Source organism: Oricola indica (assembly GCF_019966595.1).
In the GTDB taxonomy this organism is placed as follows: domain Bacteria; phylum Pseudomonadota; class Alphaproteobacteria; order Rhizobiales; family Rhizobiaceae; genus Oricola; species Oricola indica.
The window spans coordinates 333,622-358,902 of record NZ_JAINFJ010000005.1; the positions used below are offsets into that span (position 1 = coordinate 333,622).

Below are 25,281 nucleotides of genomic sequence, written 5' to 3' on the forward strand. Positions count from 1 at the left end.
GGGTCCATCCGGCGAATCACTTCCCAAGGTTAGCGGATGATCCGGCCGAAGAAAATTCGGCCAGCCGAGGCAGCCCGGCCAGCCCACAGGAATGAATTGGGTGTTAGGTTAACGGCCGTCCGGCGTACGCAGCCCGTACCACTTGTCCTTGACCGCGTCGAAATGCTCCTTCGGATTGTGGAGCGCGACGCGCAGTCCGAGATTTTCGGCGGTCAGCCGGCCGATGGCCGATTTGAGGGCGTAGCTGGAGACCACAACATCGCGTTGCGCCTGGACCAGCGAGATTTGCGCGGTCAGCGCATCAGCCTGAGCGTTGAGCACGTCGAGAGTGGTGCGCTGGCCAACATCGCGTTCCTGCACCACGCCATCGAGCGCGAGCCGGGAGGCCCGCAGCGTCTCGTTATTGGCCGCGACGGCGGCGCGCGACGCCTGCAACTGGGTCCATGCCGAAGTCACTGCGGCGCGCACCTGGTCGCGCGCGACATCGGTGTTGATACGGGCCTGGCCGAGTTGTTCCTTGCTCTGGCGAACGGAGGCGCTTGCCGAGCCGCCCTGATAGATCGGCACGGTAACCTGTGCGCCGATCGAAGCCGAATTGCCGGTATAGGCGCCACCAGCCGACTGATTAAAGCTGGAGTAGCTGCGCTCTACCGAGGCCGACAGACCCACCTGCGGAAGGAACTTTCCTTCGGCGGACTTCACACTATAGAGGCCGGCATCGACCAGATGATGCCTGACCAGAATGGCCGGGTGCTCCTTGAACGCGATCGATTGTGCGGATTCGAGCGAACGCGGCATGCCCTTGCTCAGCGCGGAAGCCGCGGAAAGATCGCTGGGATCAGATCCTGTCAACTGCCGGTAGATCGCGGCACTGGAAGCAGCCGCCGCGCGCGCGGCCTCAAGCTGTGCCTGCGCGGCGCCACGGCTCGCACGAGCCTGTTCCACGTCGGTCCGGGTCCCCTCGCCGACATCGAAGCGCGCCGACGCTGCGCGAACCTGTTCGTCGAGAAACGCGAGGTTGCGCTGACGAAGCGCGGCGATCTGGCGGTTCTGCACCACGTCCATATAGGCTTGCGCCGTGTCGAAGAGAACGTTCTGCTCGGTGTTGCGCAGGTTCTCCCGCTCAGCCAACACACCGGCCCGTGCCGCACGCACATTGTTCGCGGTCTGGAAACCGTCAAAAAGCGACTGATTGATCTCGATGCCGAAGCTGGCGTTGGTCACGCCCCGGCTGCCGCCGGGTGCATCCCGCCAGGAATTGGTGATGCCGCCCGTGCCCTGAATTCTTGGCCTGTAGCCCGACTTGGCGAGCGCGACATTCTCGTTCTGCACTCGCACGCCGGCACGCGCGGAGTTCAACTGCGAGTTGTTTTCATAGGCTTTGGCGAGTGCCCCGAAAATCGTTTCCGCGCTGACTGCCTGCGGTGCGATGGCGACGGAAACGGTGATAGCCGCTGCAAGTAGGGAATGACGCATCCGAACGATCCTGATTGACTATGGCCAAACCAGTCGCTGGCCCGGTTTAGTTCTATTTACCGCGTTGTATATCGGCAATACCGAACCGGGAACTTATTAACATGTGTTGCCAAGCGGCAACCATCCCCAGTGCCTAGAAGGAGAATTCGGGAACACGCTCGAAACCCGGCAAAGCCTTGACGGCGAGATTAAACGCCTGGCGTCCGGAAACGAACTGCCCGTCCTTGACATAGAGTGTGGCAAAACCGCCCAGTCCGTGGCCTTCAACCGCAACGAGACGCCCGCCGTCCTTCAACTGATCGAACAGCGACTCGGGAACGGTGTCCACAGCGCCGCCGACGAAGATCACGTCATACGGACCTTCACCCGCATAGCCCGCTTCAAGCGGCCCGGTGACCACGGCAACATTGTCGAAGCCGTTTTCGAGCAGGATTTCGCTTGCGCGGTCGCTCAGATCGCTGTCGCTTTCCAGCGCGATAACCGCATTGCCGATAAGAGAGAAAACGGCGGACGAGTAGCCCGTGCCGCAGCCGATATCGAGAACGAGGTCGCCCGGGCGCACATCGGCGAGTTGCACCAGCTTTGCGAACGGCGACGGCTCCATCAGGAAACGGCGCGTCTCGGATGCGCCGTTGGTCACCTCGATATCGTCATCGATATAGGCGAAAGCCTTGCGCTGGTCCGGAACGAACGCTTCGCGCGGAACGGAAAGGAGAGCTTCCAGCAGCCGCAGGTCGGTCACGTCCGTCGGACGAACCTGGCTGTCGACCATTGCCTGGCGCAGTTCTTCGAAGTTGAGCCCCATGGTTCGATCCGCTTCCTTTTTCCCGCGCCGCGAAGGCGGCACTGCCAACGGTCAATGGAGGCCTCGCCCGGAATCGAACCGGGGTGCAAGGATTTGCAGTCCTCTGCGTAACCACTCCGCCACGAGGCCATGCCATGGCTGTGCCGTTGATGCGATAGGGATTTTCGGAATGGGGGTCAAGCGTCATTCTGAACAGTTCGCGGCATCAATCCGAATGACCGCTCCTCCCCCGTCCCGGGAAGGATAAAAAATGGCCGTCTGCGCTGCCGCTAATCCGACCGGCCGCCTCGAACGGGCTTCTGTCGCGAACGGTCCTTTCGGCGCGACCAGCGCAGAATCAGCTTGCGCCGCCACCGGCGCACACGCGGAATATCCTGGGCAAGGATGAGCAGCCCGAGCGGCAACATCCAGAATCCGACGACCGGAAGGAAACCCAAAGCGCCCCCCACCACCAGTGCCGAACCGAGCGCGATCCGCCCGGCTCGCGTTGCCGGCACCGGGAACCGGCGGTTCAGCACCTTGATGGTGTTGCGTGTCGGACGGCCGCTTCCGCCGCTGCTGTCATCTTTCTGCGCCATGATCTCGCCGTGCTGTCACCCGCAGATATACCCGTGCACCGGGCTTTTCCAGCCGTGAGCCATGCCCCCGCCGGCCGGGGAGAACCGGCGGTCAAAAAAGTTTGTTTCCTGCCTTGGCAAATCGGAACGACCTTTGATATACGCTCCGATCAGCTTGAGCGCTGTTCCCCGGTAGCTCAGTGGTAGAGCAACCGGCTGTTAACCGGTTGGTCGCTGGTTCGAATCCGGCCCGGGGAGCCACCTATTCAGTCAAGAGCCCGTAATCGTGATGATTGCGGGCTCTTTTCTTTTCCAAAGCCGGTGTAAGGGCGTAAATTCGCGGCGGCAGCTAAGACCCCTGCCCGATGCGTCCCTTTTGGCGGAACAGCACCTTGTCCGTCTGCAGGGCCGAAATGCCGTCTTCCTTCACCGCCCGCTGGAATTCGTAATAGGCATCGCGGTCTGTCGCGAACTGGCAGTCCCATATGATGGGTCGGCCGTTCTCCGCGATCACCTCCATGTTCCAGCGATGGTCGGGACCGGCGATCCGGTAGATCTTCACGTCAAGGCGCACGCCGTCGCGCTTCAGATAGCCCGACATCCTCGACTGTTCGATCTTCGGTATTTGCGTGCTCATCGTCGCCCCATACGATGTCACTTTGAAAACGGTTCCCCATTAACGGCCAGACAACGCAAGATTGCAAGCCTTCGTCGTCACTCGCGCAAAGGAAAACACCTCGTTTCGTCCGATCGTGCGACAGCCCGGTTCCTTCAACTTTTCTTAACCATGCCGAACCATCCTGAGCGGGTTCGAAACGAGCCGGACGCCCGCGGCGACGCGGACGATCAAGACGGCGCCAGTCAAGGGTTGCAAGGAATATGGAAATGGACAGCGGGCTTTCCTCACTCGATCGCGATCTCGCCTGCGAAGCGAGCCTGGAGCCCTTCTTCCGCAACCTTCTCGCCAATGCGCGTAGAGACGGCTGGAGCGCCGATGAAATCGCAAACGCTCTGCTGAGCCTGACCCAGAATCTCGTCGCCGACTCGCGGGCCGACGCATTTATCGAGCTGATCCCGCCCGCTGGAACAACCCGGCACTGATAGCCTGATTTCCTGCTAGTTACGCGGGCCGCCCTGACGCGGCTCTCCGCCGATCCACGCATCGGCGCGCGCCGCCTGCACGCGCTGCTGTGCGAGGCTCAGCATCGCATTGGCGATCTCGTCATCCGACCAGCCTTGCGCGCGCGCCGAGGCGACAAGTCCGTCATAGCCGGCCTCGAGAAATTCTTCGCAGGCAAGGTCGCGATCCATCGCCGAACGCTGTTTTCCGGTCATCGCGAAATCTCCTCCCAAATCGGCAGCAAATGCGCCTGGCATCGAGTGTGCCCTGTTAAAAACCGCACACGCTCATTCGTAGATGATCCGATTGCGCGCGCAGTGCGTAACGACACACTGACCAATTGATATTTCTATTTGTTTATGAACACGTCCAGTCCAGACCTCCCGACCGCGCCCGTCATCGTATGGTTTCGCAATGACCTCAGGTTGCACGACAACCTTGCCCTGACGGCGGCCGCCAACTCGGGACAACCGGTCATTCCGGTTTATATCCTGGAAGAAGCGGACGACACGCTTCCGCTCGGCGGCGCGCAGCGATGGTGGCTGCACCACTCTCTCGCTTCCCTTGCCGACAAGCTGAAGACGCTCGACGTGCCACTCGTCATGCGCCGTGGCGCGGCGTCGGACATCCTGCTGGACTTGATTGAAGAAACCGGCGCATGCTCCGTCCTGTGGAACCGCCGCTACGCTCCGGCGCAGATCGAACGCGACAGCGCGATAAAGGAAGAACTGCGCGCGCGCGACCTGACCGTCGAGAGCTTCGACGGTCAGCTTCTACACGAACCCACGCGCCTGAAGACGGGTTCGGGTGGTGCCTACCGCGTCTATACGCCGTTCTGGAAGGCCCTCTCCCAGTCGATCGCCCCCCGGGCACCGGCCCCCGCGCCGAAAAAGATCAAGGCCTGCGACCAGTCGATTGCCTCCGACAATCTCTCCGACTGGGACCTCCTGCCAGGCAAGCCGAACTGGGCAAAGGCGTTCGGCGAAGAATGGACACCGGGCGAAGACGGCGCGCATGACCGTCTCGACCAATTCCTGTCAGAGGCGCTCGCCGACTATGGCGAGGGACGCGACTTTCCGGCCAAGAGCCTGACATCGCGGTTGTCGCCCCACCTGGCTTTCGGTGAGATTTCACCCTTCCAGATCTGGCACGCGATGGAGCCTCATTGCGACGAGGTGCCTTCGCGCGATTTCACCACCTTTCGAAAGGAACTCGTCTGGCGGGAGTTCTGCTGGCACCTGCTGGTCGCGTTTCCCGATCTCGGGACGGAAAATTTCAATGGCGACTTCGACGCCTTCCCCTGGCGCGATTCGAGCGAAGATCTGACACGTTGGCAGCAAGGCATGACTGGCTACCCCATCGTCGATGCGGGCATGCGCCAGCTTTGGCAGACCGGCTGGATGCACAATCGCGTGCGCATGATCGTCGGTTCGTTCCTCGTCAAGCATCTGCTCATTCACTGGCGGCACGGGGAAGCATGGTTCCGCGATACGCTGGTCGATGCCGACCCCGCTTCCAACACGGCCAATTGGCAATGGATCGCCGGTTCCGGGGCGGACGCGGCGCCCTATTTCCGCATCTTCAACCCGATCCTTCAGGGCGAAAAGTTCGATGCCGACGGCAGCTATGTGCGTCGATTCGTGCCGGAACTCGCCGATATGCCCGACAGCCACATACACAAGCCGTGGGAAGCGTCGAAATCCGCCCTTGATCGAGCCGGGGTGAAACTCGGAGACACTTATCCCCGTCCCATGGTTGAACACCAAGGTGCGCGCGACCGCGCCATGGCCGCCTACAAGGAAATGAAAGGAAAAGCCGCGTGACCGTGAATGTCGTCCCGCCTGCCATAAACCCAAGGGCGCATGTCGCCAAAAGAATAGCCGTTATCGGCAGCGGCGTATCGGGCGTTTCCGCCGCGTGGGCGCTGTCGAAGCGCCATGACGTCACGCTGTACGAGGCGGAGCGCCGTCCGGGCGGCCATACCTGCACCGTGGACATCGATCACGACGGCAAGCCGATGTCGGTCGATGTCGGCTTCATCGTGTTCAACGAACGCAACTATCCGAACCTGACCGCCCTCTTCCGCCATCTCGACGTGAAAAGCGAGCAGTCCAACATGAGCTTCGCGCTCTCGCTCGACGGCGGCTGGCGCGAATGGTGCGGACAGAACCTGCTCACGCTGTTCGCGCAGAAGCGCAATCTGCTGTCACCATCCTTCTGGTGGATGCTCAAGGAAATACTGCGCTTCAACCGCCAATGCCTCGCGGATCGCCAGTCCGGCCTCCTGGACCGGGTCACGATCGGCGACTACCTCATCCGGAAAGGGTTTTCAGCGCGGTTCCGCGACGATTACCTGATTCCGATGGCCGCGGCGATCTGGTCGACGCCGCGCGTGCGGATGCTCGACTTCCCCGCCCGCTCTTTCGTCAACTTCTTCGAAAATCACCGCCTGTTGGAGGTCGTGCCGCCGGTCTGGCAGACGGTTTCTGGCGGATCGCGCAATTATCTCGACCGGATCCTTGCAGAATTCGACGGTCGACTCCTGACCGACACACCGGTTCGTGCCGTGACCAGAGTGCCGGGCGGTGTGGCCGTGACCGACGCGAAAGGCCGCACCGAACTCTATGACGATGTCGTACTCGCGGCGCATACAGACCAGAGCCTTGCGATGCGCGGAGACGACGCGGACAGCGACGAACGATCCGTTCTGGAAGCGATTCCCTATATGCCGAATCGGGTCGTCCTGCACAGCGACGAGAGCTTCATGCCGAAACGAAAAGCCGCTTGGGCGGCCTGGAACTACCTGCGGGAAACCGCGGGATCGGAGGAAGGGGGCATCTGTGTCACATATTGGATGAACCGGCTGCAAAACCTCGATCCGCATCATCCTTTGTTCGTCACCCTCAACCCCATGCGCGAACCGGCAAAAGGATCGGTTTTCGGCGAATGGACCTTCGACCATCCCCAATACGATGCCGCAGCCTTCGACGCGCAGTCTCGTCTTGGCCGCATCCAGGGGCGTCACGGTATCTGGTATGCAGGAGCCTGGACAGGATACGGCTTTCACGAGGACGGCCTGCGATCGGGACTGGACGTCGCCACGGATTTGGGGGGCTATGTTCCGTGGCGAGCGCCCGTCGCCGAGCCGATCGGCGGAGAAGAGTTTCCGCCGATCCTGCAAGCGGCGGAATGAGACTGTTCAGGGCGACCGCCGGTCGCCCCGAGGAGGAACATCCTACCAGTATTTGCTCAGGAACTTGCAGAAGGAGACGAGTTCCCGATCATAGCCGCGCCCACCGGCACCAAGAGCCTGACGACACGTTCTGATGACGCGGGCCTGGCCGCCACCGGACATGGAGTTGAAAGCGCGGACCGTTTGAACGACACCCGCACCGCCGCCGCCACCCCCACCGGCGCTGCCACCACCGCCGAGACCGAGGCCAAGATCGACACCGCCACCGCCGCCGAGCGACAGATCGACACCCGCGCCGCCGCCACCGCTTCCGCCAAGCGATACGCTTGCGGTCGTTCCGCTGCCACCGCCAAGCGAGACATTCGCGTCGGTGCTGGTTCCGCCAAGAGAGACGCTGGCGGTTGTATCGCTGCCACTGGTACCGACCGAGACGCCCGCGCCGCCGCCGCTTCCGCCACCGACGCTGACGCTCGCGCCCACACCCCCGCTGTCGTTTCCGCCGACAGAAGCGCCGACGCTCGTGCCGCCGAGCGATACGCCGAGATCGATTGCGGAAGCCGGCACGGCCGCGAGGCACAGCACGGCCGCGGCGGGAAGCGAAATGAACTTGCGCAGGATAGTATTATGCATTCTCTTACTCCGAAGTTGGACGAACAGGGAACTGGCACTCATTTTGCGAAGTATCCGCAATGTAAAAAGGCTCGCTCACCCCTATTAAGCGTTCGTCATCAACCTTCGTTGGATTCTAATAAAATTGGATATATTAAAATTGTTCGAGAAAAGGCGCATCTCAAATGATTGTTTTTCGCGTATTTTTTCGCGTGCGACTGGTAATTTTCGTAGCGCAGAAAAATTTCTTGAGAAGCAAGGCCTTACGACCTTCCCTTGCGTCGGAATCAGCGATTGCGTGATCCATGCGGCCGCGAGCGGCGTATCCGATTCGAAAGGCAGATCATGATGCCCAAAACGAGACAGCAGCCGGGCCAGGCCCCGTTCGGCCCCGTCGATGAGGCCGCGCGGCTATACGATGGAAAGGTGATGCATGCGCGGCTGAAGCCGTTCGGGCATCGCTTCGTCTATCGCGTCTTCACGCTGCTGGTCGATCTCGACCGGCTGGACGAGGCCGACCGCCTGTCGCCCTTCTTCTCGGTCAACCGCGCGAATCTCGTCTCCTTTCACGAGAGGGACCATCTCCCTTCATCGACCAACAAGGGTGATCTGCGGGCACGGGCGGACGAGCTCGTTAAAAACGCCGGCCTGCCACGACCGGCGCGCATTCAGCTCCTCGCCTATCCACGCATCCTCGGCTTCGTCTTCAATCCGCTGGCGGTTTATTACTGCCATGGTGCCGATGGCGGCCTGTCGGCCATGATCTACGAGGTCCGCAACACCTTCGGCGAGCGACACAGCTATGTCTGCCCGGTCGAAGACGGCCAGCTCTCAGCGGCCGGACTGCGTCAGGAGCGCACCAAGATTTTCTATGTCTCGCCCTTTATCGATCTCGGCGCACGCTATCACTTTCGCATGCTCCCGCCGGCCGACACGGTGCGCATGCGAATCCTGGAGACCGAATCCGGCGAACCGCTCCTGTCCGCGAGCTTCTCCGGCGACGCGAGGCCGTTGACCTCCGCCTCGATCCTGTCGTTGTCGTTCCGGCACCCTTTCATGACGGCGAAAGTCGTTGCCGGAATTCACTGGGAGGCCCTCAAGCTTTGGCTCAAGGGCGCGAAATTCCACAAACGCCCCACCCCGCCCGAACCAGTGAGTTACCGCGATGCACGAAACGGTCTGGAACCCGCCGAATAATACCGCTAACTTGCCGGTATGGACGCGAACTACGATATGACGGGTGGCACTGGCTCGTCCGGTGGGATGTCGGACATCTCGAATCGGGAAGCGATTCACCTGACGCCGCAAAACCTCCGGCGCACCCTCCAGGGCATCCCGCTGAAGGCGAAGCTCACCCTTCGCGCGGCGACACAATTGCCGTATGGATCGCTGACGATCCACCTGCCTGACAAGCGTGTGATCAAGGTCGGCGGCAACAATCCCGGCCCGGACGCCGTATTGGTGTTGCACAACTGGAACTTGCCGCGGCGCGCGATTTCCGAGGCAACCATCGGCGTCGGCGAAAGCTATATGGACGGCGACTGGGACAGCCCAGACGTCACAGCCTTCCTCGAACTGTTCGTTGTGAACGAGACGCTCGGATACCAGATCGTCAAGGCCAACCACCTGTTCCGGGCTTTCAACGCGTTCCGCCACTGGCTGAACCGCAACACACGGCTCCGCGCGAAGCGCAACATCTCGGCTCATTACGATCTCGGGAATTCATTCTACAAACGCTGGCTCGACCCGAGCATGACCTATTCTTCGGCATTGTTCGCCGACGGCGCCAACGACCTCGAATCCGCTCAAGCCGCGAAATATCGCGCGCTCGCAAGTGCCGCCGGCATCGGTCCTGGCGACCACGTGCTCGAGATCGGATGCGGCTGGGGCGGTTTTGCGGAATTCGCCGCCCGCGAGATCGGCTGTCGTGTCACGGGCCTGACGATCAGCCGCGAACAGCTCGAATTCGCCCGCGAGCGTATCAGCCGTGCCGGGCTGGACGATCGCGTCACGCTGAAGTTTCAGGATTACCGCGACGAACAGTCGGTCTATGACCAGGTGGTCTCGATCGAGATGTTCGAGGCGGTCGGGGAGCAATACTGGCCCGTCTATTTCTCAAAACTGCGCGACGTTCTCAGACCCGGAGGCCGCGCCGGACTGCAGATCATCACGATCAACGAACGTGCCTATCCGGAGTACAGGGCCAATCCCGACTTCATTCAACGCTACATTTTCCCCGGCGGCATGCTGCCGACACCGCCCATCCTCGATGAACTCGCTGAACGGCACGACCTTTCCAAGGTCGGGGACCGCATGTTCGCAAAGGACTACGCGCGAACGCTGGCCATCTGGCGCGAACGGTTCCGCGAGGCATGGGACGACATCCGCCCGATGGGCTTTGACGACCGCTTCAAGCGCATGTGGGAGTTCTACCTCCATTACTGCGAGGCAGGATTCCAGGAAGAATTCATCGACGTGCGTCAACTCGTCTACGAGCGCGCCTGACCTTCACCCCTGGGAGTAGGTTGATGGCGTCGTGTCGCGGAAATCCAGTTCGCGCGTCCCCCAACCGGTCGCTCGCCGCATGATGGCGAAATAGAGCGGGTGCGGCAGCATCCGCAGCAGCTTCAGCACATAGGTGAAGCGCCGCGGAAAGGTTATCTCGAAACCGCCCTCGGCGATGCCTTCGACCAAGGCCTGAGCCGCTTTGTCCACGGGCATCAGGGCCGGCATCTCGAAATCGTTTTCGCGCGTCGCGGGCGTATCGACGAAACCCGGATTGGCCACCTGGATGCGGATATTCATCTTCTCGAAGTCGAAGGAGAGCGATTCCGCCATGTTGTTCAACGCCGCCTTGGTCGCGCCATAGGCCGATGCGGACGGCAAGCCGGAATAACCGCTCACGGAACCGACCAGAACCACCTGACCGCACCCGGCCGCCTTCATTGTCTCCACAACCGGCACAAGGCCATTGAGGACACCAAGCAGATTGACGCCGATCATCGTGTCGAAGTCGTCGAGCGAAAGCGCCTCGCCCGGCGTCGGGATATAGACACCCGCATTGAACACCGCCAGCCGGATCGGCCCGGCTGATTCGCTGATCGTCTTGACCATCGACGCCATCGCGGCCCGGTCTGTCACGTCGCCGGGAAAGGCACGGATAGTGCCTCGCATTCCCTCGCTCTCGCGTGCCAGGTCATCCAGATCGTCAGCATTGCGCGCCGTCGCAACCACGACATGGCCGAGGGCCGCCAACCGAAGCGCGAGTTCGCGTCCGATCCCGGTGCTGGCGCCGGTAATCCAGGCAACGCCGTCACCGGCGGTCGTGCGAAAAAGTGACATGGTTCCTTCTCTCGAGAAGTGCTTCTGCGAGTACTACGCTTGGAAACCCAGATCGGTTTCAGCGACGGGCAAATTCAGGTCGCGCCGAGAATATCCGCGATGCGCTGGTGCAACGGCCCGGTCATCCGCAAGGGCGCGTCGGTGACGGCGAAAGCGATGCACGCGCGGTCGTTTTCGGCCATCGGCCTGTGATCGACGCCGTCGTCGGCAATGGAGATGTCACCACGACCGAACCGTCCCTTCGTGTCGCTGAATGCGCCGTCGAGTACCAGCGTCAGCTCCATTCCGTCATGGGTGTGCGCCGGCATCTTGCGGCCCGGCTTGATCCACATCATCGAGACATGGCATCCATCGACGTCGCCGATATCATATTCGCGATATCCGGGCATCTTCGTCTTCCAGGGTATCGTGTCGGCCGTGTATCCGACGAAATCCCGGAGAACGCGCGGCATCACCGCGCAAGGCTGTTTTTCAACCTCATCCGGCCCCGCCCCGACGCTGGACGACGCCAGGACGGCATCGAGCATCGCCTTGTGTGCCGTCAGCGGCAGCGGCTCTTCGGCTTCCAGAAGGTCCCCTGCGCTCGCTTCGAGCGCACGCACCAGCATCCGGCTGTCAGGGGAAAGTTCAAGATGCGCAGCCACCAGGACCGCAACCGGTTTCGGTAGCGTTCCGGCGACGAAGCGCGCCAGCAAGACATCCATGCTTTCAATCTTGTTTTCGATCATCCCGGTTTTCTGCGGTTCGGAAGTCACCTGTGTGTCTGAATGCCATTGTTACGCAACATGCCGCAATCCGGATCACCCCCGATTATGCCACGCGGAAGGTTTTTTCTGGAAACGCATTTCGGCAGTACGTCCCGCTCGGCACGACTTGTGTCTTGAAGCTCCGATTTCGAGAACATACTGTCCCGAAAACGAAAAAAGGGACCAGCCATGTACAACTCGGTGCTCGACGCCATCGGCAATACGCCGCTCATCAAGCTTCAGCGTGCATCGAACGAAACCGGATGCACAATTCTAGGCAAGGCCGAGTTTCTCAATCCCGGCCAGTCGGTCAAGGATCGGGCGGCGCTGTTCATCATTCGCGACGCCGAGGAAAAAGGTCTCCTGAAGCCCGGCGGCGTCATCGTGGAAGGCACTGCCGGCAACACCGGCATCGGTCTTTCGATGGTTGCCCGCGCGCTTGGCTACCGGTCGGTCATCGTTATCCCGGAAACCCAGTCGCAGGAAAAGAAGGACGCGCTGCGCCTCTTCGGCGCCGAACTCGTGGAAGTGCCGGCCGCGCCGTATCGCAATCCAAACAACTATGTCCGCGTCTCCGGCAGACTGGCCGAACAGATGGCGCAAAGCGAACCGAACGGCGCCATCTGGGCGAACCAGTTCGACAATGTCGTCAACCGGCAGGCTCACGTGGCAACCACCGCGCCCGAGATCTGGCGCGATACCGGCGGCATGGTCGACGGCTTCATTTGCGCCGTGGGGTCCGGCGGTACGCTCGCCGGTGTCGCCGAAGGCCTTCGCGAAAAACGCCCGGAGATCAAGATCGGCCTCGCCGACCCGATGGGCGCCGCGCTTTATTCCTATTACACGACCGGCGAGTTCAAGTCGGAGGGATCCTCGATCACCGAAGGCATCGGCCAGGGCCGCGTCACCGCGAACCTCGAAGGCTTCACCCCCGATCTTTGCTACCAGATCCCCGACGAGGAGGCGCTGAACGTCGTTTTCGCGCTCGCCGAGGAAGAAGGCCTCGTGATGGGCGGCTCCACCGGCATCAATGTCGCCGGCGCGATCCGCATGGCGAAGGAGATGGGCCCCGGCCACACCATCGTGACCATTCTGTGCGACTATGGCAGCCGCTATCAGTCCAAGCTCTTCAACCCGGAATTCCTGCGCGGCAAGGACTTGCCTGTGCCCGCATGGATGGAGCAGAAGTCGGAGATCGAGATACCTTTCGAGGACGTGGACTGATGCCCCATACCGTCAAGGCGCTCTTTCGCGACGACGCCTATCTCTCGGTCGCCGAAGGCAAGGTCGTCGCCATCAACGACCGCGGCGGGATCATTCTCGACCAGACCTGTTTCTACGCCACCTCCGGCGGCCAACCGGGAGACACCGGGTTTCTGGAACGCGCCGACGGCTCGCGTATTGAAATTGCCGCGACCGTCTGCGGCGAGACGAAGGACGAGATCATCCACGTGCCCGCCCCGGACCAGCCGGTTCCCGAAATCGGCGAGGCATTGACCCTGCATATAGACTGGGATCGCCGTTACAAGCTGATGCGCATGCACACAGCCTGCCACCTGCTCACGGTCGTTTGCCCCTACCCGATCACCGGCGCTTCCGTCGGCGAGGAGGAAAGTCGCGTCGATTTCGATATCCCGGAACTCGATGGCGACAAGGCGTCGATCAGCGCGGGACTCATGCAATTGGTCGAGGGAAACCACCCGATCTATACCGAAACAATCAGCGACGCGGATCTTGCGGCCAATCCCGGACTGGTGAAATCCAAGAATGTCCGTCCGCCGACGGGATCAGGCTCGATCCGCCTCGTCTGCATCGGCAAGGACGCCTCCGTCGATAGCCAGCCCTGCGGCGGCACCCATGTCACCGAAACCGGGGAAGTCGGTGAAATCCACATCGGCAAGATCGAGAAGAAGGGCCGCGAAAATCGACGTTTCCGCATCCGTTTCGGGCCTGCTCCGGCTCAGTGAACAGGCATAAGACCGGTCTTCATGGCATGCGAAGATGCACGAAGGTGACATCGTTTCCGCCGGGTTTCGCCACAAGGAACAGGTTGGCGTAGTCGTCTTCGGCTAACTCAATCGTCTCGGATACGCCCATGTTCCCGAGGATGCCGGGGATAGTCTCCGTGTGCGCCACGACGAGAACTGTCTGTTCGGAATAGTCGAAAGTCATCAGATCCATCAGGGCGGCCAGATCGGCAACCGGGACTTCGTCGCGGTCGGCATCAAGCGACCGCGCAATGATCTCTCCGGTTTCCCGGGAACGCCTGGCGTCAGTGTTGATCACGACGTCGATTCCCGCGTTGATCAGAAGTCCGGCCCAATTCGACGCCCGTTCCCGCCCCGCATCGGTCAGTGCCGGATCGGGTTTCCCGGTTTCCTTGTCCGCATGCCGGATGACAAAGACCTTTTCCTGGGCCCTGGCAGGCATCGTGGACAGCAATGCCGCCATGATGCCGATAGCGAGCATTCGACTGTTCATTCCGGGCCCCCCGATCCTCGCCTCCTATGGTAGCCGCCTCCCCACGCAATTTCCATCCGGCCCCCTATTCGCAAGCGCAGGCTCCAGCACGGCGGACGATGCAATGACCGCCAATGATGGTCCTGCCGCCGTTCCCGCTTGTCTCGACACGTCGTGCGGTCATTGACCCTAGCGACGACTCGCCGTCGTCCTGTATAGCTGAGCCCGCAAAACGCCCTCGAAAGTGAGAGAACCGACCGTGAGCGAGAAAAGTCCCTTCGTCGTTTCGCCCCAGTGGCTCGTCAAGCACCTCAAGGATCCCGGCCTGTCGATCGTCGACGGTTCCTGGTACCTGCCCGCGCAAAACCGCGACGCGCGCGCCGAATATGACGCGGCCCACATTCCTGGCGCGGTCTTCTTCGACCAGGACGCGGTGGTCGATCCGGACAGCGATTTGCCGCACACCATCCCCTCGCCATCCGTTTTCGAACGCCACGCCAGCGCCATGGGCATTTCGCGCGACGACACCATTGTCGTCTATGATGGGCTCGGCATGTTCACCGCGCCGCGCGTCTGGTGGCTGTTCCGGATCATGGGCGCGGAGAAGGTCTTCCTGCTCGACGGCGGATTCGACAACTGGAAAAAGGACGGCCACATCGTCACTTCGACACCGACCAAGATCGCGTCGAACGCATTCCTGCCGAAATTCGACGCGTCGAAAATCGCGTCGCTCGAAGACCTCCGGCAAATCGTCTCGGAACGGTCGTCGCAGATCGCGGATGCACGTCCCGCGGGCCGCTTCACCGGTGAGGAGCCAGAGCCGCGTGCGGGCATGCGCTCCGGCCATATGCCCGGCGCGCGCAGCGTCCCGGCGCTGTCGCTCTCGGAAAACGGCTACCTGAAAGATATTGACGGGCTCCGCCAGACCTTCACCGATAGCGGCATCGATCCGTCGCGACCGGTTGTCACCACCTGCGGATCGGGCGTCACGGCGGCCGTGATCTCGCTCGCGCTGGAATCGCTCGGCAGCGACGATCACAAGCTTTATGACGGCTCATGGTCGGAATGGGGATCACAAGACGACACCCCGGTCGAGACCGGACCGGCAAAGGGTTGAATCGGATTATGAGCGCCGAACCCCAAACGCTTGATACCACGATCACTTTTCTGGAAATGACCGTGCCGCCGGTGAAGCGTTATCCGCTTCCGCTCGGCGTCAATGCGGCCATTCTGCACGCCGAAAAGCCGCAACTCGCCTTCTACCGTTTCCTTCAGTTCCAGGTCGGATACCCCTGGAAATGGGAATACAGGCTGCGCATGGACGACGAGACGCTGGCCTCGGTCATCCACGCCGACACGACGGAAATCTATGTCCTTTATCTCGATGGCGCGCCCGCCGGCTTCTACGAGATCAACCGCGCCGACCCGGCTTCGATCGACCTCGCCTATTTCGGCATGATGCCGCATGCAGCGGGTCGCGGCCTTGGACGCTGGCTCCTGTCTCGCGCCATCGAGGCCTGCTGGGCCAGCGAGCCGGAGCGGATCACCGTCAACACCTGCACATTGGATCATCCGGCAGCCCTGCCCCTCTACCAGAAGCTTGGCTTTCAGCCAGTAAGGCGCGAGGACAGCACGCTGCGGCCGCTGTCCAAGACGGATCTTCACCGCCTGGCCGAACAGGGCATCGTGCAAGGCTGAACGGCCCGTTCAGAAGCGGTTCAGGCACCGATCGCTACACCGGAGGCACATCAACCTGCACCAGGGAGTGTGCCATGAACCGCCGTAACTTCATCAAATCGCTCGCCGCCGCCGGCGCGGCAGCTCTCGTCCCAACCGTCCCCGCCTTCGCGGCGGAAGCCTCGTCGCCCGCAGCCGCCACGATCGAGCGCATGCTGGATCGCCAGCCGCGCCACAAGATTGAACGCTCGGCGCGGGTTACCATCGACCAGATCAAGCGCAATCCGCGTCTGCGCAACATGGCGCCGTCGATCGACATCCAGTCGATCAACTTCGCCTTCGGTTCGTCGCATATCCCCACCGGGGAACGCTGGAAGGTCGAACAGATCGCCATCGCGATGCGCCGCATCATGCGCCGCAACCCGAATGAGGTCTTCATGATCGAGGGCCACACGGATGCGGTCGGCTCGCGTTCAAGCAACTATGCATTGTCCCAGGCGCGCGCTTATGAAGTCGCCAGACTGCTCAACCGCCGTTTCGGCATCGCGCGCCGGGCGCTGGAGCCCGCCGGCTACGGCGAAGACTATCTGCTCGTGCCCACGCCCAACGCGGAATGGCGCAATCGCCGCGTCACCCTGCGCCGCGTCACCGACTTCGTGGCCCGCTGATCGCGCCGCAACGATCCCGCATGAATCGGGTGGCGGACAACCGCCGCCCGATATTCCATCCGCCCATCGACACGAACGATGGAGCCCAGGATGGACCGCCTCACCTTTTTTGCAATCGACACCGATGCCACGCGCGCCATTCAGCGCGGCGGGCCGGACGCCTACGGTCAACTACCGGACAGAGCCATTTCCGATGGTGACGGCATGCCCTGCCGGCATTGCATGAAAAATATCGAAGCCGGCGAGGACTATCTCATTCTCGCCTGGCGCCCCTTCGCGAGCCATCAGCCTTTCGCGGAAACGGGGCCGATCTTCCTCCATGCCCGCGAATGCGAGGCCATGGAACCCGGACAGCAAGTCCCCGAGATCCTGCACCAGTCGCCGCGCTATCTGCTCCGCGGCTATGGCAGCGACGACCGGATCGTATACGGTTCGGGAAAGGTCGTGCCGCAGCCGGACATCGAGGCCTATGCGCACGATCTTTTTCAGGATCCCGCGATAGCCTATGTCCATGTCCGCTCGGCGACGAACAATTGCTATCAGGCGCGCATAGAGCGCGGCTGAGATTGCGGGAGTGCTGCCAGGCAATGGGTTGCCTGAAAAGAATACGGCCGGTCGTTAAAGTAACGACCGGCCGTATAGCGCTTCCGGTTTGTCAGGCGACCTTTAGCGCTTCCTGCGGGGGCGCCATCTCGTAGCCCAGAGCGTCGGCGACCGCCTTGTTTGTGATACGGCCGCGATGCACGTTCAGGCCATTGCGCAGATGCGGTTCGTCGATCAGCGCCTTCAGCCCCTTGTTCGCCAACATGAGACCGTATTGGAGCGTCGCATTGTTGAGCGCCTTCGCCGAGGTCACCGGCACCGCGCCCGGCATGTTGGCGACGCAATAGTGGATGACCCCGTCGATCTCGTAGGTCGGATCGGAATGCGTGGTCGCCCTGGAGGTCTCGAAGCAGCCGCCCTGGTCGATCGCGACATCGCAGAGCACAGCACCCTGCTTCATGCCGCCGAGCATTTCGCGGCTGACCAGTTTCGGTGCTGCCGCGCCGGGGATCAGCACCGCACCGATCACCGCGTCGGCGGAAAAGACTTCTTCCTCCATCGCTTCGACCGTCGAGTATCGGGTGTGGACGCGGCCGTTGAAAATGTTGTCGAGTTCGCGCAGCCGCGGGATGGAACGGTCGATGATCGTGACATCCGCGCCGAGGCCGACTGCCATCTTGGCAGAGTTCAGCCCGACGACTCCACCGCCGATCACGACAACCTTGGCCGGCAGCACGCCCGGCACGCCGCCGAGCAGGATACCGTGACCGCCATGCGCCTTCTGGAGCGCGGTGGCCGACGCCTGGATCGCCAACCGGCCCGCCACTTCCGACATCGGCGCAAGCAGCGGCAGACCGCCGCGCTTGTCTGTGACGGTCTCGTAGGCGATCGCGGTGCAGCCGCTCGCGAGGAGGCCCTTGGTCTGCTCGGGATCGGGTGCGAGATGGAGATATGTATAGAGAATCTGGTCTTCGCGGAGCATCGCCCATTCCGAGGGCTGCGGTTCCTTGACCTTCACGATCATGTCGGACTGGTCGAAGACTTCCTTGGCGGTCTTTACGACCTTGGCTCCGGCGGCAACATAGGACGCATCATCCGCGTCGATACCAAGGCCCGCACCGCTTTCGACGATAACGTCGTGGCCGTTGGCGACGTATTCGCGCGCCGACCCCGGAGTGAGGCCGACGCGGTACTCATGGTTTTTGATTTCTTTCGGGCATCCCACGCGCATTGCAATCTCCCTGATGGTTCGAGAATTCCTCAGGGAAAAGAATTACCGAAAAGGTCTCGAATGTCCTTGCAATCTGCAGGTGTCCCAGGCCTGATTTTCGTGTATTCTTGCGCACAAGACCCAAAAAACGATGAAACATTGCACACATGGAACACGATTCGATTGATCTCGCGATCTTGTCGGCCCTGCAGGCCGATGGACGCATGTCCAACGCCGCGCTTGCCGAGAGGGTCGGCCTGTCGCCTTCCGCATGCTCGCGCCGGCTCGACAATCTGGAAAAATCCGGAACGATCCGCGGCTATCATGCCCGCGTTTCCAACCGCGCGCTCGGCTACAGCCTGACCGTGATCGTGCATATATCGCTGTCCGGTCAGTTCCAGAAGACGCTGCGCGAGTTCGAGGAGGCAATCAAGCGCTGCCCGAACGTCCTCGTCTGCTACCTGATGAGTGGCGAATACGACTATGTCCTGCGCGTCGCGGCAAAGGATCTCGCCGACTACGAGCGCATCCACCGCGACTGGCTGTCCGCCCTGCCGCATGTGGTCAAGATCAACTCGTCATTCGCCCTGAGGGAGATCATCGACCGGCCGAATGTCGGCATCGACCCGGCCATTGTTTAGATCAACTTCCCGCATCTCCACACCGAGCGCTTCCAGCGTATCCCAATAAGCCGGAAAGGTCTTGGCCACACAGCCGGGATCGAGAATGGTTATGCCGCTCGTTTTCAGCCCTGCCAGCGCGAAGCTCATGGCGATCCGGTGATCGGCATGGCTGTCGATCCGCGCATCAACGGTCATCCCGGCGAGCTTCGGATTGCCGTAGACGATCAGATCGTCTTCCTCTTCCGACGCCAACCCCGGGCGGATCCGGTTGAGCCCCTGGCGAAGCGCCGCGATCCGGTCGCATTCCTTGACCCGGAGATTTGCGATACCAGTGAACCGGACGGGACCATCGTTGAAAGCGGCCAACACGGCCAGCGTCGGCACGGCGTCCTGCATCTGCGATCCTTCGATCACGGCAGGCATTTTCGGAAACCGGGCGATGATCTCGCGCGCATGGGCGTCGGGCTGGGTGAAATCTCCGGCGGCGACACCGAGATCGATCTCGCCATCGGTGAGAACTTCGATCGCCCACAAATAGGTGGCTGCAGAGGCGTCCGGCTCGATGCGGTAGTCGATCGGCCGGTAGGCGCCTGGTTCGACCAGCCACTCGGCGGCGCCGCGCTGCGTGACCGAAGCGCCGAATGCCCGCATCGTCGCGAGCGTCAGGTCGACATAACCCCGCGCCCCGATCTGCGGTCCGGTCAGCGCGATCTCGACCGGACCTTCCGCCAACGGGGCGACCATCAGCACCGCCGACACGTACTGGCTCGAAAGCCCGCCATCGATTTCAACGCGTCCACCGGCAAAACCGCCATGGCCACGCACCGTTACCGGCGGGTATCCCCCGATGGATTCCGCATCGATGCCCATGGACCGCAGCGCCACGACAAGCGGACCGATCGGACGCTTGCGCATATGCTTGTCGCCATCGACGACAACGGTTCCCTCGACGGCGGCGGCCGCGGCCGTCAGGAACCGCGTGGCCGTCCCGGCATTGCCGAGGAACAGCGGCGCGTCCGGCGCGCTCAGGCTGGCCTTGCTGTCGATCACGAAACTCGTCGCGTCCGGCTCCTCGACCGAAACGCCCATGGCGCGCAGTGCCTTCGCCATCAAAATCGTGTCGTCGCTTTTCAGCGCACCGGTGATCCGGCTCTGCCCCTTGGCGAGGGCAGCAAGCAACAAGGCGCGGTTCGTGATCGATTTCGAACCGGGCGGCGTCACCGCCCCTGCGAGCGCGCGCTCGGGAGGAACGATCGTCAGCGCCGGGGCCGCGAGATATCGGTTTACCGGCATGGCTTACTGTATCCGGATGGTTTTCAATGTGAAAATCTGACTACGGCTCCGCCCGCACCCCGTCAAGTCGGCGGAGTGCCCTGTGGGCCTAGACCATTCGGTCTTCGCCACTCCAAAGGCTGTCGCCGTTCTGGTCGACGATCAGCTTCGCCTTGCCGAGCGCGGCGGTCTTCGCTGAATCCTCGTCGGGCAACAGGTCGGCCCGCACGAACTTCCGTTCGACCTTCTGCTCGCCGACCTGCTTGCGCAGAGCGCCTGCAACACGCCACTGGCCGCCTTCCTTGACCGGCTGCGCGAAGAGTTCGACGTCCTTGTAGACCTCGTCCGGATCGCCGGATGGCGGCGAGTTCTCATTGGCCGGCGCGCCGAACAACCGTTTCAGAAATCCCGCCATTTCGTACCTCCTGATGACTTAACCATGGGTCGCCCCGTCCGACCTGTCAATTGTCGCCCATGTCACGCGCTTGACACCGATCTGCAATGAGACTGCAATCAAATACGGGTTGGGTGCCCGCGGTTTGTTCCTACAGGTGGAGAACGATGATGTCCCATATTAATCCCATGTCTGCACTGCATCCGATTACGCGAAGGTCGCTGCTCGCCGGAACGGCGGCAACCGGCGCGCTGATCGCCCTCCATCCGTTTGCGGCGCGTGCCCAGGCCAACCAGGCGCATCTGCGCATCATGGAAACGACGGATATCCACGTCGCGGTCCTGCCCTACGACTACTATGCCGATCGCCCCAACGACACGATGGGCCTCGCCCGCACTGCCTCGATCATCGACGGTTTCCGCAAGGAAGCGACCAACACGATGCTCATCGACAATGGCGACTATCTGCAGGGCAACCCGATGGGCGACTGGATCGCCTACGAACGCGGCATGGATGGCGACGTGGTCCACCCGGTCATCGAGGCGATGAACGTTCTCGGCTATGATTGCGGCACGCTCGGCAACCACGAATTCAATTACGGCCTGTCCTTCATGGACAAGGTCAATTCCGGCGCCAACTACCCGATCGTCTGCGCCAATCTGGTCAACGGAACCGAACTCGCCGCCAATCCGCGCGACGACAAGCTCTACCTGAAACCCTATGTCATCCTCGACAAGACCGTGACCGACGGCGCCGGCGAGGAGCAGACTGTGCGCGTCGGCTTCATAGGTTTCGTCCCGCCGCAGATCATGACGTGGGATTCGCGCCATCTCGTCGGCAATGTCATGACCCGCGATATCGTCGAGACGGCGAAAGCATGGGTTCCGCAAATGAAGGAGGACGGCGCCGATATCGTGATCGCCCTCTCCCACTCCGGCATCGACGGCGTTCAGACCGAGATGATGGAAAACGCCTCGCTCTTTCTTGCGGGTGTCGATGGTATCGACGCCGTGTTCACCGGTCACCAGCACCGCGTCTTCCCGGGCGATTTCGACGGCATAAAGGGCGTTGACAACGTCAAGGGCACGCTGATGGGCAAGCCCGCCGTGCAAGGCGGCTTCTGGGGCTCCCATATGGGCCTGATCGACCTGATGATCGAGCGCGACGGCAACTCTTGGAAGGTGATCGACTCCACCGTCGAGACGCGGCCGATCTCCAAACGCAACGAGGATCGGTCCGTCACCGCGCTGGTCCAAAACCTGCCGGCGGTCGAGGAAGCGGTCATCGACGAGCATGAAAGCACGCTCGCCTACGTACGCACACCGGTCGGCGAGACCTCCGCGCCGCTCTATTCCTATTTCGCGCTCGTTGCCGATGACCCGTCGGTCCAGATCGTCAGTCAGGCGCAGATCTGGTACGTTTCGGACCTGCTCAAGGACGGCGAATATGGCGATCTGCCGGTGCTCTCAGCAGCTGCGCCCTTCAAGGCCGGCGGACGCGGCGGACCGGAATACTACACAGACGTCCCGGCCGGTTCCGTTGCCATCAAGAATGTCGCCGACCTCTACCTCTATCCGAACACCGTGCGTGCAGTCGCCATCGACGGCGCCACTGTGAAGGAATGGCTGGAAATGTCGGCCGGCATCTTCAATCAGGTCGAGCCGGGCAAGGCCGACCAGCCGCTGATGAACCCGGACTTCCCGTCCTACAATTTCGACGTGATCGACGGCGTCACCTACAAGATCGACCTGTCGAAACCGGCGAAATACACCTCCAAGGGCGAGATCGCCAATGCCGAATCCAGCCGTATCGTCGACCTGATGTTCGACGGCAAGCCGATCGATCCGGCGCAGAAATTCGTCGTTGCGACCAACAACTACCGCGCCGGTGGTGGCGGCAATTTCCCGGGCATCAACAATGACGTGGTCATCCTGTCCGCACCGGACACCAACCGCGACGTCATCGTCCGCTACATCGTCGATCAGGGCACCATCAATCCATCGGCGGACGCCAACTGGACCTTTGCCCCGGTCGAAGGCGCCACGGTGATTTTCGAAACCGGGCCGAAAGGCGCGCAATATGCCGGAGACGTGAAGGGCGTGAAAATCGAGCCCGCCGGCGATGGCGAAGGCGGCTTCGCGAAATTCCGCATCACGCTCTGACGTCCGCCCCCCATCACGGTTCGAACGGTCTTCGGGCCGCCGGTTTCAACCGGCGGCCCGTTCTTTTCGCCAATTGCCAACGCCTCGGTTGACCTTTACGAATACGTCAAAAATCGACGGGCAAGTTCGAACGCGCCCGTATCATGGGCGGAAACACATGGCCGAAGACAAACCCCGGAAGGGCCGCTCGCGGATCAGAACCGTGCTCATCATCCTCCTTCTCATCCTCGTCGCGTTAGCGATGGCATGGGTTTTCGGGCCACGCACGCCGGTCGACCTTTCCGTTCGTTTCGATCCGGCGACGATCGGAAGCGACGTAGATACATGGCTTGCCGAACAGGAAGGCAATGTCCCCGACCTGCGGGAAAATGCGACAAAGGAAATCATCTGGGCCTATCCTGAATCGCGTGCCAAGACGCCCGTATCGATCGTCTATCTGCATGGCTTCTCCGCCGCGAAGGGCGAGTTGCGGCCTGTCCCGGACATGGCCGCAGCGGAACTCGGCGCGAACCTCTATTACGCCCGCCTCGCCGGCCACGGTCGCGACGGCGACGCGATGGCCGAGCCCTCCGTCAATGACTGGATCCAGGATATGGCCGAGGCCGTCGCCATCGGCGAGAGGATCGGCGAAAAGGTCGTCATCGTCGCCACATCGACAGGCGCGTCGCTCGCCGTCCTGGCGGCGAACCTGCCGGAATTCAAAAACCGCATCGCCGGATTCGTGCTGGTCTCGCCCAATTTCAAGATCCGCGCCGCCGGCTCCGGACTGCTCACATGGCCCTTCGGCGACACGATCGCCCGCATCGTTATCGGCGCGGAGCGCGGCTTCGACGCCCAAAACGAAGAGCATGGCCGAAACTGGACGACGCGCTATCCAACGAGCGCGCTGATGCCGATGGCAGCGATGGTCAACCGCGCCGGCGCCCTGCCCTTCGAGCAATTCACGATCCCGGCGCTCTTCGTCTACCATCCGGATGACGGCGTGGTCGACGAGACGGTAACCGCCGAAATCGCCGATCGCTGGGGCGGCCCCGTGACGGTCCTGGAACTGGAAGCGACCGACGACCCCTACAATCATGTGGTCGCCGGCGATATTCTCTCGCCATCCAACAATGAGACCGTCGCCACGGCGATCGTGGAGTTCGCGCGGTCGCTTTGAAGCGCGGTGCACCGCAACATGATCGCGTGCAATGCGGTTGAAAAGTTCGCCGCAATCACCACAATGGCAATCGGCTAATCGAAAAGCGGAGCACTATGCAGGCCCACGATCGCTTCCGGAACCTCGTCTACGGCATGGCGCTGGCGATCATGATCGGCTGGATCCTGTATATTGGCCAGAACGTTTTCGTTCCCGTCATCGCCAGCGTGATACTGACCTATATCGTCGTCGCGCTCGCACGCCGGATGGAATTTCTCCCGGTCATCGGCAAATTGATGCCCGGCCCTGTCCGGTTCATCATCTCGCTCGTGGCGATCGGCTTCATCATTACCGGCTTCGTCCTTCTGATCATCCAGAACATCAACCAGGTCATCGCGCTGGTGCCGCAATACCAGGCGTCACTGCTGCGCATCATCCAGGGGCTTGCGGTGCAGTTCGGCTTCGAGACCGAGCCGACATGGGCCACGATCCGTCGCGACGTCTTCGGCGAAATCCGCCTGCAATCGCTGATCGGCTCGACGGTGACCTCCATCTCCGTGCTACTCGGATCGGTCTTCGTCATCACGGTCTATACCGGCTTCGCGCTGGCCGAGCGCCGCATCTTTGCGCGCAAACTCTCGCGCCTGGCCTCCGATCCCGACGACAGCGCCCTGATCGGCCAGATCGTCGACACGATAAACGACCGCATCGGCGACTATCTCGCCGCCAAGACATTCGTGAACCTCGTACTCGGCCTGATCTCCTATCTCGTGATGATCCTGATCGGGCTGGACTTCGCGGCCTTCTGGGGCGTGCTGATCGCGCTCCTGAACTATATCCCCTATATCGGCTCCATGGCCGGCGTGCTGGCCCCGACGGCGATCGCCATCGTTCAGTTCGAAGGCGACTGGTCGATGATCGCGACCTGTTTCCTCGGCCTGACCGTCTGCCAGATCTTCGTCGGCAGTTTCCTGGAGCCGACCCTGATGGGCCGCTCGCTCAATCTCAGCCCCTTCGTCATCCTGATTTCCGTCACGGCCTGGGGTTCGGTCTGGGGCATCTCCGGCGCGCTGCTCGCGGTCCCGGTCACGGCCATCCTCGTCATCATCTTCTCCGAATTCGAGGGCACGCGCCCGGTCGCCATCCTGCTGTCGCGCTCCGGCAAGATACCGCCTCAACGCCACATGTCGGTCAATTCCGGCGGGCGACGACGGGCGCAGCTCATTCCGTCACTCGATGAAGCCGAAGCCGCGGATGCGGCGGAAACAGCCGACGACGCGGCCTGA

The 25,281-nt window shown here is 61.9% G+C and carries 26 protein-coding genes, 2 tRNA genes and 1 pseudogene; 16 read left to right on the forward strand and 13 right to left on the reverse strand.

The window, feature by feature from the left end:
* Positions 1 to 108: 108 nt before the first annotated feature.
* The 4 genes from LC343_RS15365 to LC343_RS15380 all read right to left on the reverse strand — a co-directional run bounded on the left by LC343_RS15365 (position 109) and on the right by LC343_RS15380 (position 2,859).
* Complete coding sequence (locus LC343_RS15365) at positions 109 to 1,476, reverse strand: TolC family outer membrane protein (RefSeq protein ID WP_223478030.1); 1,368 nt, start codon at positions 1,474 to 1,476, stop codon at positions 109 to 111.
* 133 nt (positions 1,477 to 1,609) lie between these two features.
* Positions 1,610 to 2,281, reverse strand: a complete 672-nt coding sequence (locus LC343_RS15370; RefSeq protein WP_223478031.1) for a protein-L-isoaspartate O-methyltransferase family protein — start codon at positions 2,279 to 2,281, stop codon at positions 1,610 to 1,612.
* A 55-nt stretch (positions 2,282 to 2,336) separates the two neighbouring features.
* Positions 2,337 to 2,410, reverse strand: a tRNA-Cys gene (locus LC343_RS15375).
* 140 nt (positions 2,411 to 2,550) lie between these two features.
* Complete coding sequence (locus LC343_RS15380; protein ID WP_223478032.1) at positions 2,551 to 2,859, reverse strand: hypothetical protein; 309 nt, start codon at positions 2,857 to 2,859, stop codon at positions 2,551 to 2,553.
* 165 nt (positions 2,860 to 3,024) lie between these two features.
* On the opposite strand from LC343_RS15380, the gene LC343_RS15385 reads away from it, so the two are divergent.
* Positions 3,025 to 3,099 (forward strand) — tRNA-Asn (locus LC343_RS15385).
* 88 nt (positions 3,100 to 3,187) lie between these two features.
* On the opposite strand, the gene LC343_RS15390 is transcribed toward LC343_RS15385, so the two are convergent.
* Entirely contained in the window at positions 3,188 to 3,475 is a 288-nt protein-coding gene (locus LC343_RS15390; RefSeq protein ID WP_223478033.1) for a hypothetical protein, read from the reverse strand.
* A 248-nt stretch (positions 3,476 to 3,723) separates the two neighbouring features.
* On the opposite strand from LC343_RS15390, the gene LC343_RS15395 reads away from it, so the two are divergent.
* Positions 3,724 to 3,939 (forward strand): hypothetical protein, encoded by a 216-nt coding sequence (locus LC343_RS15395; RefSeq protein ID WP_223478034.1) that lies wholly within the window; start codon positions 3,724 to 3,726, stop codon positions 3,937 to 3,939.
* A gap of 15 nt (positions 3,940 to 3,954) precedes the next feature.
* Here the strand turns inward: LC343_RS15395 and LC343_RS15400 are convergent, their stop codons facing one another.
* Positions 3,955 to 4,173 (reverse strand): hypothetical protein, encoded by a 219-nt coding sequence (locus LC343_RS15400; RefSeq protein WP_223478035.1) that lies wholly within the window; start codon positions 4,171 to 4,173, stop codon positions 3,955 to 3,957.
* 144 nt (positions 4,174 to 4,317) lie between these two features.
* On the opposite strand from LC343_RS15400, the gene LC343_RS15405 reads away from it, so the two are divergent.
* Entirely contained in the window at positions 4,318 to 5,781 is a 1,464-nt protein-coding gene (locus LC343_RS15405) for a cryptochrome/photolyase family protein (RefSeq protein WP_223478036.1), read from the forward strand.
* Between the two features lie 2 nt (positions 5,782 to 5,783).
* Positions 5,784 to 7,151, forward strand: a complete 1,368-nt coding sequence (locus tag LC343_RS15410; protein WP_428982575.1) for an NAD(P)/FAD-dependent oxidoreductase — start codon at positions 5,784 to 5,786, stop codon at positions 7,149 to 7,151.
* Between the two features lie 42 nt (positions 7,152 to 7,193).
* Here the strand turns inward: LC343_RS15410 and LC343_RS15415 are convergent, their stop codons facing one another.
* On the reverse strand, positions 7,194 to 7,781 hold the full coding sequence (locus tag LC343_RS15415) for a hypothetical protein (protein ID WP_223478038.1): 588 nt from the start codon (positions 7,779 to 7,781) through the stop codon (positions 7,194 to 7,196).
* Positions 7,782 to 8,108: 327 nt separating this feature from the next.
* Here LC343_RS15415 and LC343_RS15420 point away from each other — a divergent pair, with 327 nt between their 5' ends.
* Positions 8,109 to 8,957 carry a DUF1365 domain-containing protein gene (locus LC343_RS15420; protein ID WP_223478039.1) on the forward strand — a complete coding sequence of 283 codons (849 nt, stop codon included), beginning with the start codon at positions 8,109 to 8,111 and terminating at the stop codon, positions 8,955 to 8,957.
* A 36-nt stretch (positions 8,958 to 8,993) separates the two neighbouring features.
* Positions 8,994 to 10,265: a class I SAM-dependent methyltransferase gene (locus tag LC343_RS15425; RefSeq protein WP_428982565.1), complete on the forward strand. Its 1,272-nt coding sequence runs from the start codon at positions 8,994 to 8,996 to the stop codon at positions 10,263 to 10,265.
* 3 nt (positions 10,266 to 10,268) lie between these two features.
* On the opposite strand, the gene LC343_RS15430 is transcribed toward LC343_RS15425, so the two are convergent.
* A complete protein-coding gene (locus LC343_RS15430) occupies positions 10,269 to 11,102 on the reverse strand; it encodes an SDR family NAD(P)-dependent oxidoreductase (RefSeq protein ID WP_223478040.1) in 834 nt (277 codons plus the stop codon).
* Between the two features lie 74 nt (positions 11,103 to 11,176).
* On the reverse strand, positions 11,177 to 11,830 hold the full coding sequence (locus LC343_RS15435; protein WP_223478041.1) for a ChrR family anti-sigma-E factor: 654 nt from the start codon (positions 11,828 to 11,830) through the stop codon (positions 11,177 to 11,179).
* A gap of 207 nt (positions 11,831 to 12,037) precedes the next feature.
* Between LC343_RS15435 and LC343_RS15440 the strand changes: the two genes are divergently transcribed.
* Together LC343_RS15440 and LC343_RS15445 are read left to right on the forward strand one after the other, a co-directional pair.
* Positions 12,038 to 13,072 (forward strand): cysteine synthase A, encoded by a 1,035-nt coding sequence (locus LC343_RS15440; RefSeq protein ID WP_223478042.1) that lies wholly within the window; start codon positions 12,038 to 12,040, stop codon positions 13,070 to 13,072.
* Positions 13,072 to 13,815, forward strand: a complete 744-nt coding sequence (locus LC343_RS15445) for an alanyl-tRNA editing protein (protein ID WP_223478043.1) — start codon at positions 13,072 to 13,074, stop codon at positions 13,813 to 13,815. Before LC343_RS15440 ends, LC343_RS15445 begins: the two co-directional genes overlap by 1 nt.
* A 19-nt stretch (positions 13,816 to 13,834) precedes the next feature.
* On the opposite strand, the gene LC343_RS15450 is transcribed toward LC343_RS15445, so the two are convergent.
* The gene (locus LC343_RS15450) at positions 13,835 to 14,329 is read right to left on the reverse strand and encodes a histidine phosphatase family protein (protein ID WP_223478044.1); all 495 of its coding nucleotides are present in this window, start codon (positions 14,327 to 14,329) and stop codon (positions 13,835 to 13,837) included.
* A gap of 238 nt (positions 14,330 to 14,567) precedes the next feature.
* Here LC343_RS15450 and sseA point away from each other — a divergent pair, with 238 nt between their 5' ends.
* The 4 genes from sseA (at position 14,568) to LC343_RS15470 (ending at position 17,217) form a co-directional block, all read left to right on the forward strand.
* Positions 14,568 to 15,425, forward strand: a complete 858-nt coding sequence (sseA, locus tag LC343_RS15455; protein ID WP_223478045.1) for a 3-mercaptopyruvate sulfurtransferase — start codon at positions 14,568 to 14,570, stop codon at positions 15,423 to 15,425.
* A gap of 8 nt (positions 15,426 to 15,433) precedes the next feature.
* Positions 15,434 to 16,006: a GNAT family N-acetyltransferase gene (locus LC343_RS15460; protein WP_223478046.1), complete on the forward strand. Its 573-nt coding sequence runs from the start codon at positions 15,434 to 15,436 to the stop codon at positions 16,004 to 16,006.
* A gap of 74 nt (positions 16,007 to 16,080) precedes the next feature.
* Complete coding sequence (locus tag LC343_RS15465) at positions 16,081 to 16,653, forward strand: OmpA family protein (RefSeq protein ID WP_223478047.1); 573 nt, start codon at positions 16,081 to 16,083, stop codon at positions 16,651 to 16,653.
* Between the two features lie 90 nt (positions 16,654 to 16,743).
* Positions 16,744 to 17,217, forward strand: a complete 474-nt coding sequence (locus LC343_RS15470; protein ID WP_223478048.1) for a DUF1203 domain-containing protein — start codon at positions 16,744 to 16,746, stop codon at positions 17,215 to 17,217.
* 91 nt (positions 17,218 to 17,308) lie between these two features.
* On the opposite strand, the gene ald is transcribed toward LC343_RS15470, so the two are convergent.
* On the reverse strand, positions 17,309 to 18,427 hold the full coding sequence (ald, locus tag LC343_RS15475) for an alanine dehydrogenase (RefSeq protein WP_223478049.1): 1,119 nt from the start codon (positions 18,425 to 18,427) through the stop codon (positions 17,309 to 17,311).
* 146 nt (positions 18,428 to 18,573) lie between these two features.
* On the opposite strand from ald, the gene LC343_RS15480 reads away from it, so the two are divergent.
* Entirely contained in the window at positions 18,574 to 19,047 is a 474-nt protein-coding gene (locus tag LC343_RS15480) for an Lrp/AsnC family transcriptional regulator (RefSeq protein ID WP_223478050.1), read from the forward strand.
* Here the strand turns inward: LC343_RS15480 and LC343_RS15485 are convergent.
* Together LC343_RS15485 and LC343_RS15490 are read right to left on the reverse strand one after the other, a co-directional pair.
* Positions 19,048 to 20,322, reverse strand: a pseudogene (locus tag LC343_RS15485) (3-phosphoshikimate 1-carboxyvinyltransferase); the annotation flags it as partial. It lies immediately after the preceding gene.
* Between the two features lie 88 nt (positions 20,323 to 20,410).
* Positions 20,411 to 20,716 (reverse strand): HlyU family transcriptional regulator, encoded by a 306-nt coding sequence (locus LC343_RS15490; protein WP_223478052.1) that lies wholly within the window; start codon positions 20,714 to 20,716, stop codon positions 20,411 to 20,413.
* Between the two features lie 167 nt (positions 20,717 to 20,883).
* Between LC343_RS15490 and LC343_RS15495 the strand changes: the two genes are divergently transcribed.
* The 3 genes from LC343_RS15495 to LC343_RS15505 all read left to right on the forward strand — a co-directional run bounded on the left by LC343_RS15495 (position 20,884) and on the right by LC343_RS15505 (position 25,281).
* Positions 20,884 to 22,857 carry a bifunctional 2',3'-cyclic-nucleotide 2'-phosphodiesterase/3'-nucleotidase gene (locus tag LC343_RS15495; RefSeq protein WP_223478113.1) on the forward strand — a complete coding sequence of 658 codons (1,974 nt, stop codon included), beginning with the start codon at positions 20,884 to 20,886 and terminating at the stop codon, positions 22,855 to 22,857.
* Positions 22,858 to 23,014: 157 nt separating this feature from the next.
* Positions 23,015 to 24,016 (forward strand): alpha/beta hydrolase, encoded by a 1,002-nt coding sequence (locus LC343_RS15500; protein ID WP_223478053.1) that lies wholly within the window; start codon positions 23,015 to 23,017, stop codon positions 24,014 to 24,016.
* Positions 24,017 to 24,111: 95 nt separating this feature from the next.
* Positions 24,112 to 25,281 (forward strand): AI-2E family transporter, encoded by a 1,170-nt coding sequence (locus LC343_RS15505; protein ID WP_223478054.1) that lies wholly within the window; start codon positions 24,112 to 24,114, stop codon positions 25,279 to 25,281.

Bases quoted from the DNA above. Each gene is read 5' to 3' on its own strand.
- LC343_RS15470 (WP_223478048.1), top strand. From the start codon at position 16,744: ATGGACCGCCTCACCTTTTTTGCAATCGACACCGATGCCACGCGCGCC.
- LC343_RS15445 (WP_223478043.1), top strand. From the start codon at position 13,072: ATGCCCCATACCGTCAAGGCGCTCTTTCGCGACGACGCCTATCTCTCG.
- LC343_RS15425 (WP_428982565.1), top strand. From the start codon at position 8,994: ATGACGGGTGGCACTGGCTCGTCCGGTGGGATGTCGGACATCTCGAAT.
- LC343_RS15450 (WP_223478044.1), bottom strand. From the start codon at position 14,329: ATGAACAGTCGAATGCTCGCTATCGGCATCATGGCGGCATTGCTGTCC.
- LC343_RS15415 (WP_223478038.1), bottom strand. From the start codon at position 7,781: ATGCATAATACTATCCTGCGCAAGTTCATTTCGCTTCCCGCCGCGGCC.
- LC343_RS15380 (WP_223478032.1), bottom strand. From the start codon at position 2,859: ATGGCGCAGAAAGATGACAGCAGCGGCGGAAGCGGCCGTCCGACACGC.
- LC343_RS15495 (WP_223478113.1), top strand. From the start codon at position 20,884: ATGTCTGCACTGCATCCGATTACGCGAAGGTCGCTGCTCGCCGGAACG.
- LC343_RS15440 (WP_223478042.1), top strand. From the start codon at position 12,038: ATGTACAACTCGGTGCTCGACGCCATCGGCAATACGCCGCTCATCAAG.
- LC343_RS15400 (WP_223478035.1), bottom strand. From the start codon at position 4,173: ATGACCGGAAAACAGCGTTCGGCGATGGATCGCGACCTTGCCTGCGAA.
- LC343_RS15505 (WP_223478054.1), top strand. From the start codon at position 24,112: ATGCAGGCCCACGATCGCTTCCGGAACCTCGTCTACGGCATGGCGCTG.
- LC343_RS15480 (WP_223478050.1), top strand. From the start codon at position 18,574: ATGGAACACGATTCGATTGATCTCGCGATCTTGTCGGCCCTGCAGGCC.
- LC343_RS15365 (WP_223478030.1), bottom strand. From the start codon at position 1,476: ATGCGTCATTCCCTACTTGCAGCGGCTATCACCGTTTCCGTCGCCATC.
- LC343_RS15490 (WP_223478052.1), bottom strand. From the start codon at position 20,716: ATGGCGGGATTTCTGAAACGGTTGTTCGGCGCGCCGGCCAATGAGAAC.
- LC343_RS15420 (WP_223478039.1), top strand. From the start codon at position 8,109: ATGCCCAAAACGAGACAGCAGCCGGGCCAGGCCCCGTTCGGCCCCGTC.
- LC343_RS15465 (WP_223478047.1), top strand. From the start codon at position 16,081: ATGAACCGCCGTAACTTCATCAAATCGCTCGCCGCCGCCGGCGCGGCA.
- ald (WP_223478049.1), bottom strand. From the start codon at position 18,427: ATGCGCGTGGGATGCCCGAAAGAAATCAAAAACCATGAGTACCGCGTC.
- LC343_RS15395 (WP_223478034.1), top strand. From the start codon at position 3,724: ATGGACAGCGGGCTTTCCTCACTCGATCGCGATCTCGCCTGCGAAGCG.
- LC343_RS15500 (WP_223478053.1), top strand. From the start codon at position 23,015: ATGGCCGAAGACAAACCCCGGAAGGGCCGCTCGCGGATCAGAACCGTG.
- LC343_RS15435 (WP_223478041.1), bottom strand. From the start codon at position 11,830: ATGATCGAAAACAAGATTGAAAGCATGGATGTCTTGCTGGCGCGCTTC.
- LC343_RS15430 (WP_223478040.1), bottom strand. From the start codon at position 11,102: ATGTCACTTTTTCGCACGACCGCCGGTGACGGCGTTGCCTGGATTACC.
- LC343_RS15460 (WP_223478046.1), top strand. From the start codon at position 15,434: ATGAGCGCCGAACCCCAAACGCTTGATACCACGATCACTTTTCTGGAA.
- LC343_RS15370 (WP_223478031.1), bottom strand. From the start codon at position 2,281: ATGGGGCTCAACTTCGAAGAACTGCGCCAGGCAATGGTCGACAGCCAG.
- LC343_RS15405 (WP_223478036.1), top strand. From the start codon at position 4,318: ATGAACACGTCCAGTCCAGACCTCCCGACCGCGCCCGTCATCGTATGG.
- LC343_RS15390 (WP_223478033.1), bottom strand. From the start codon at position 3,475: ATGAGCACGCAAATACCGAAGATCGAACAGTCGAGGATGTCGGGCTAT.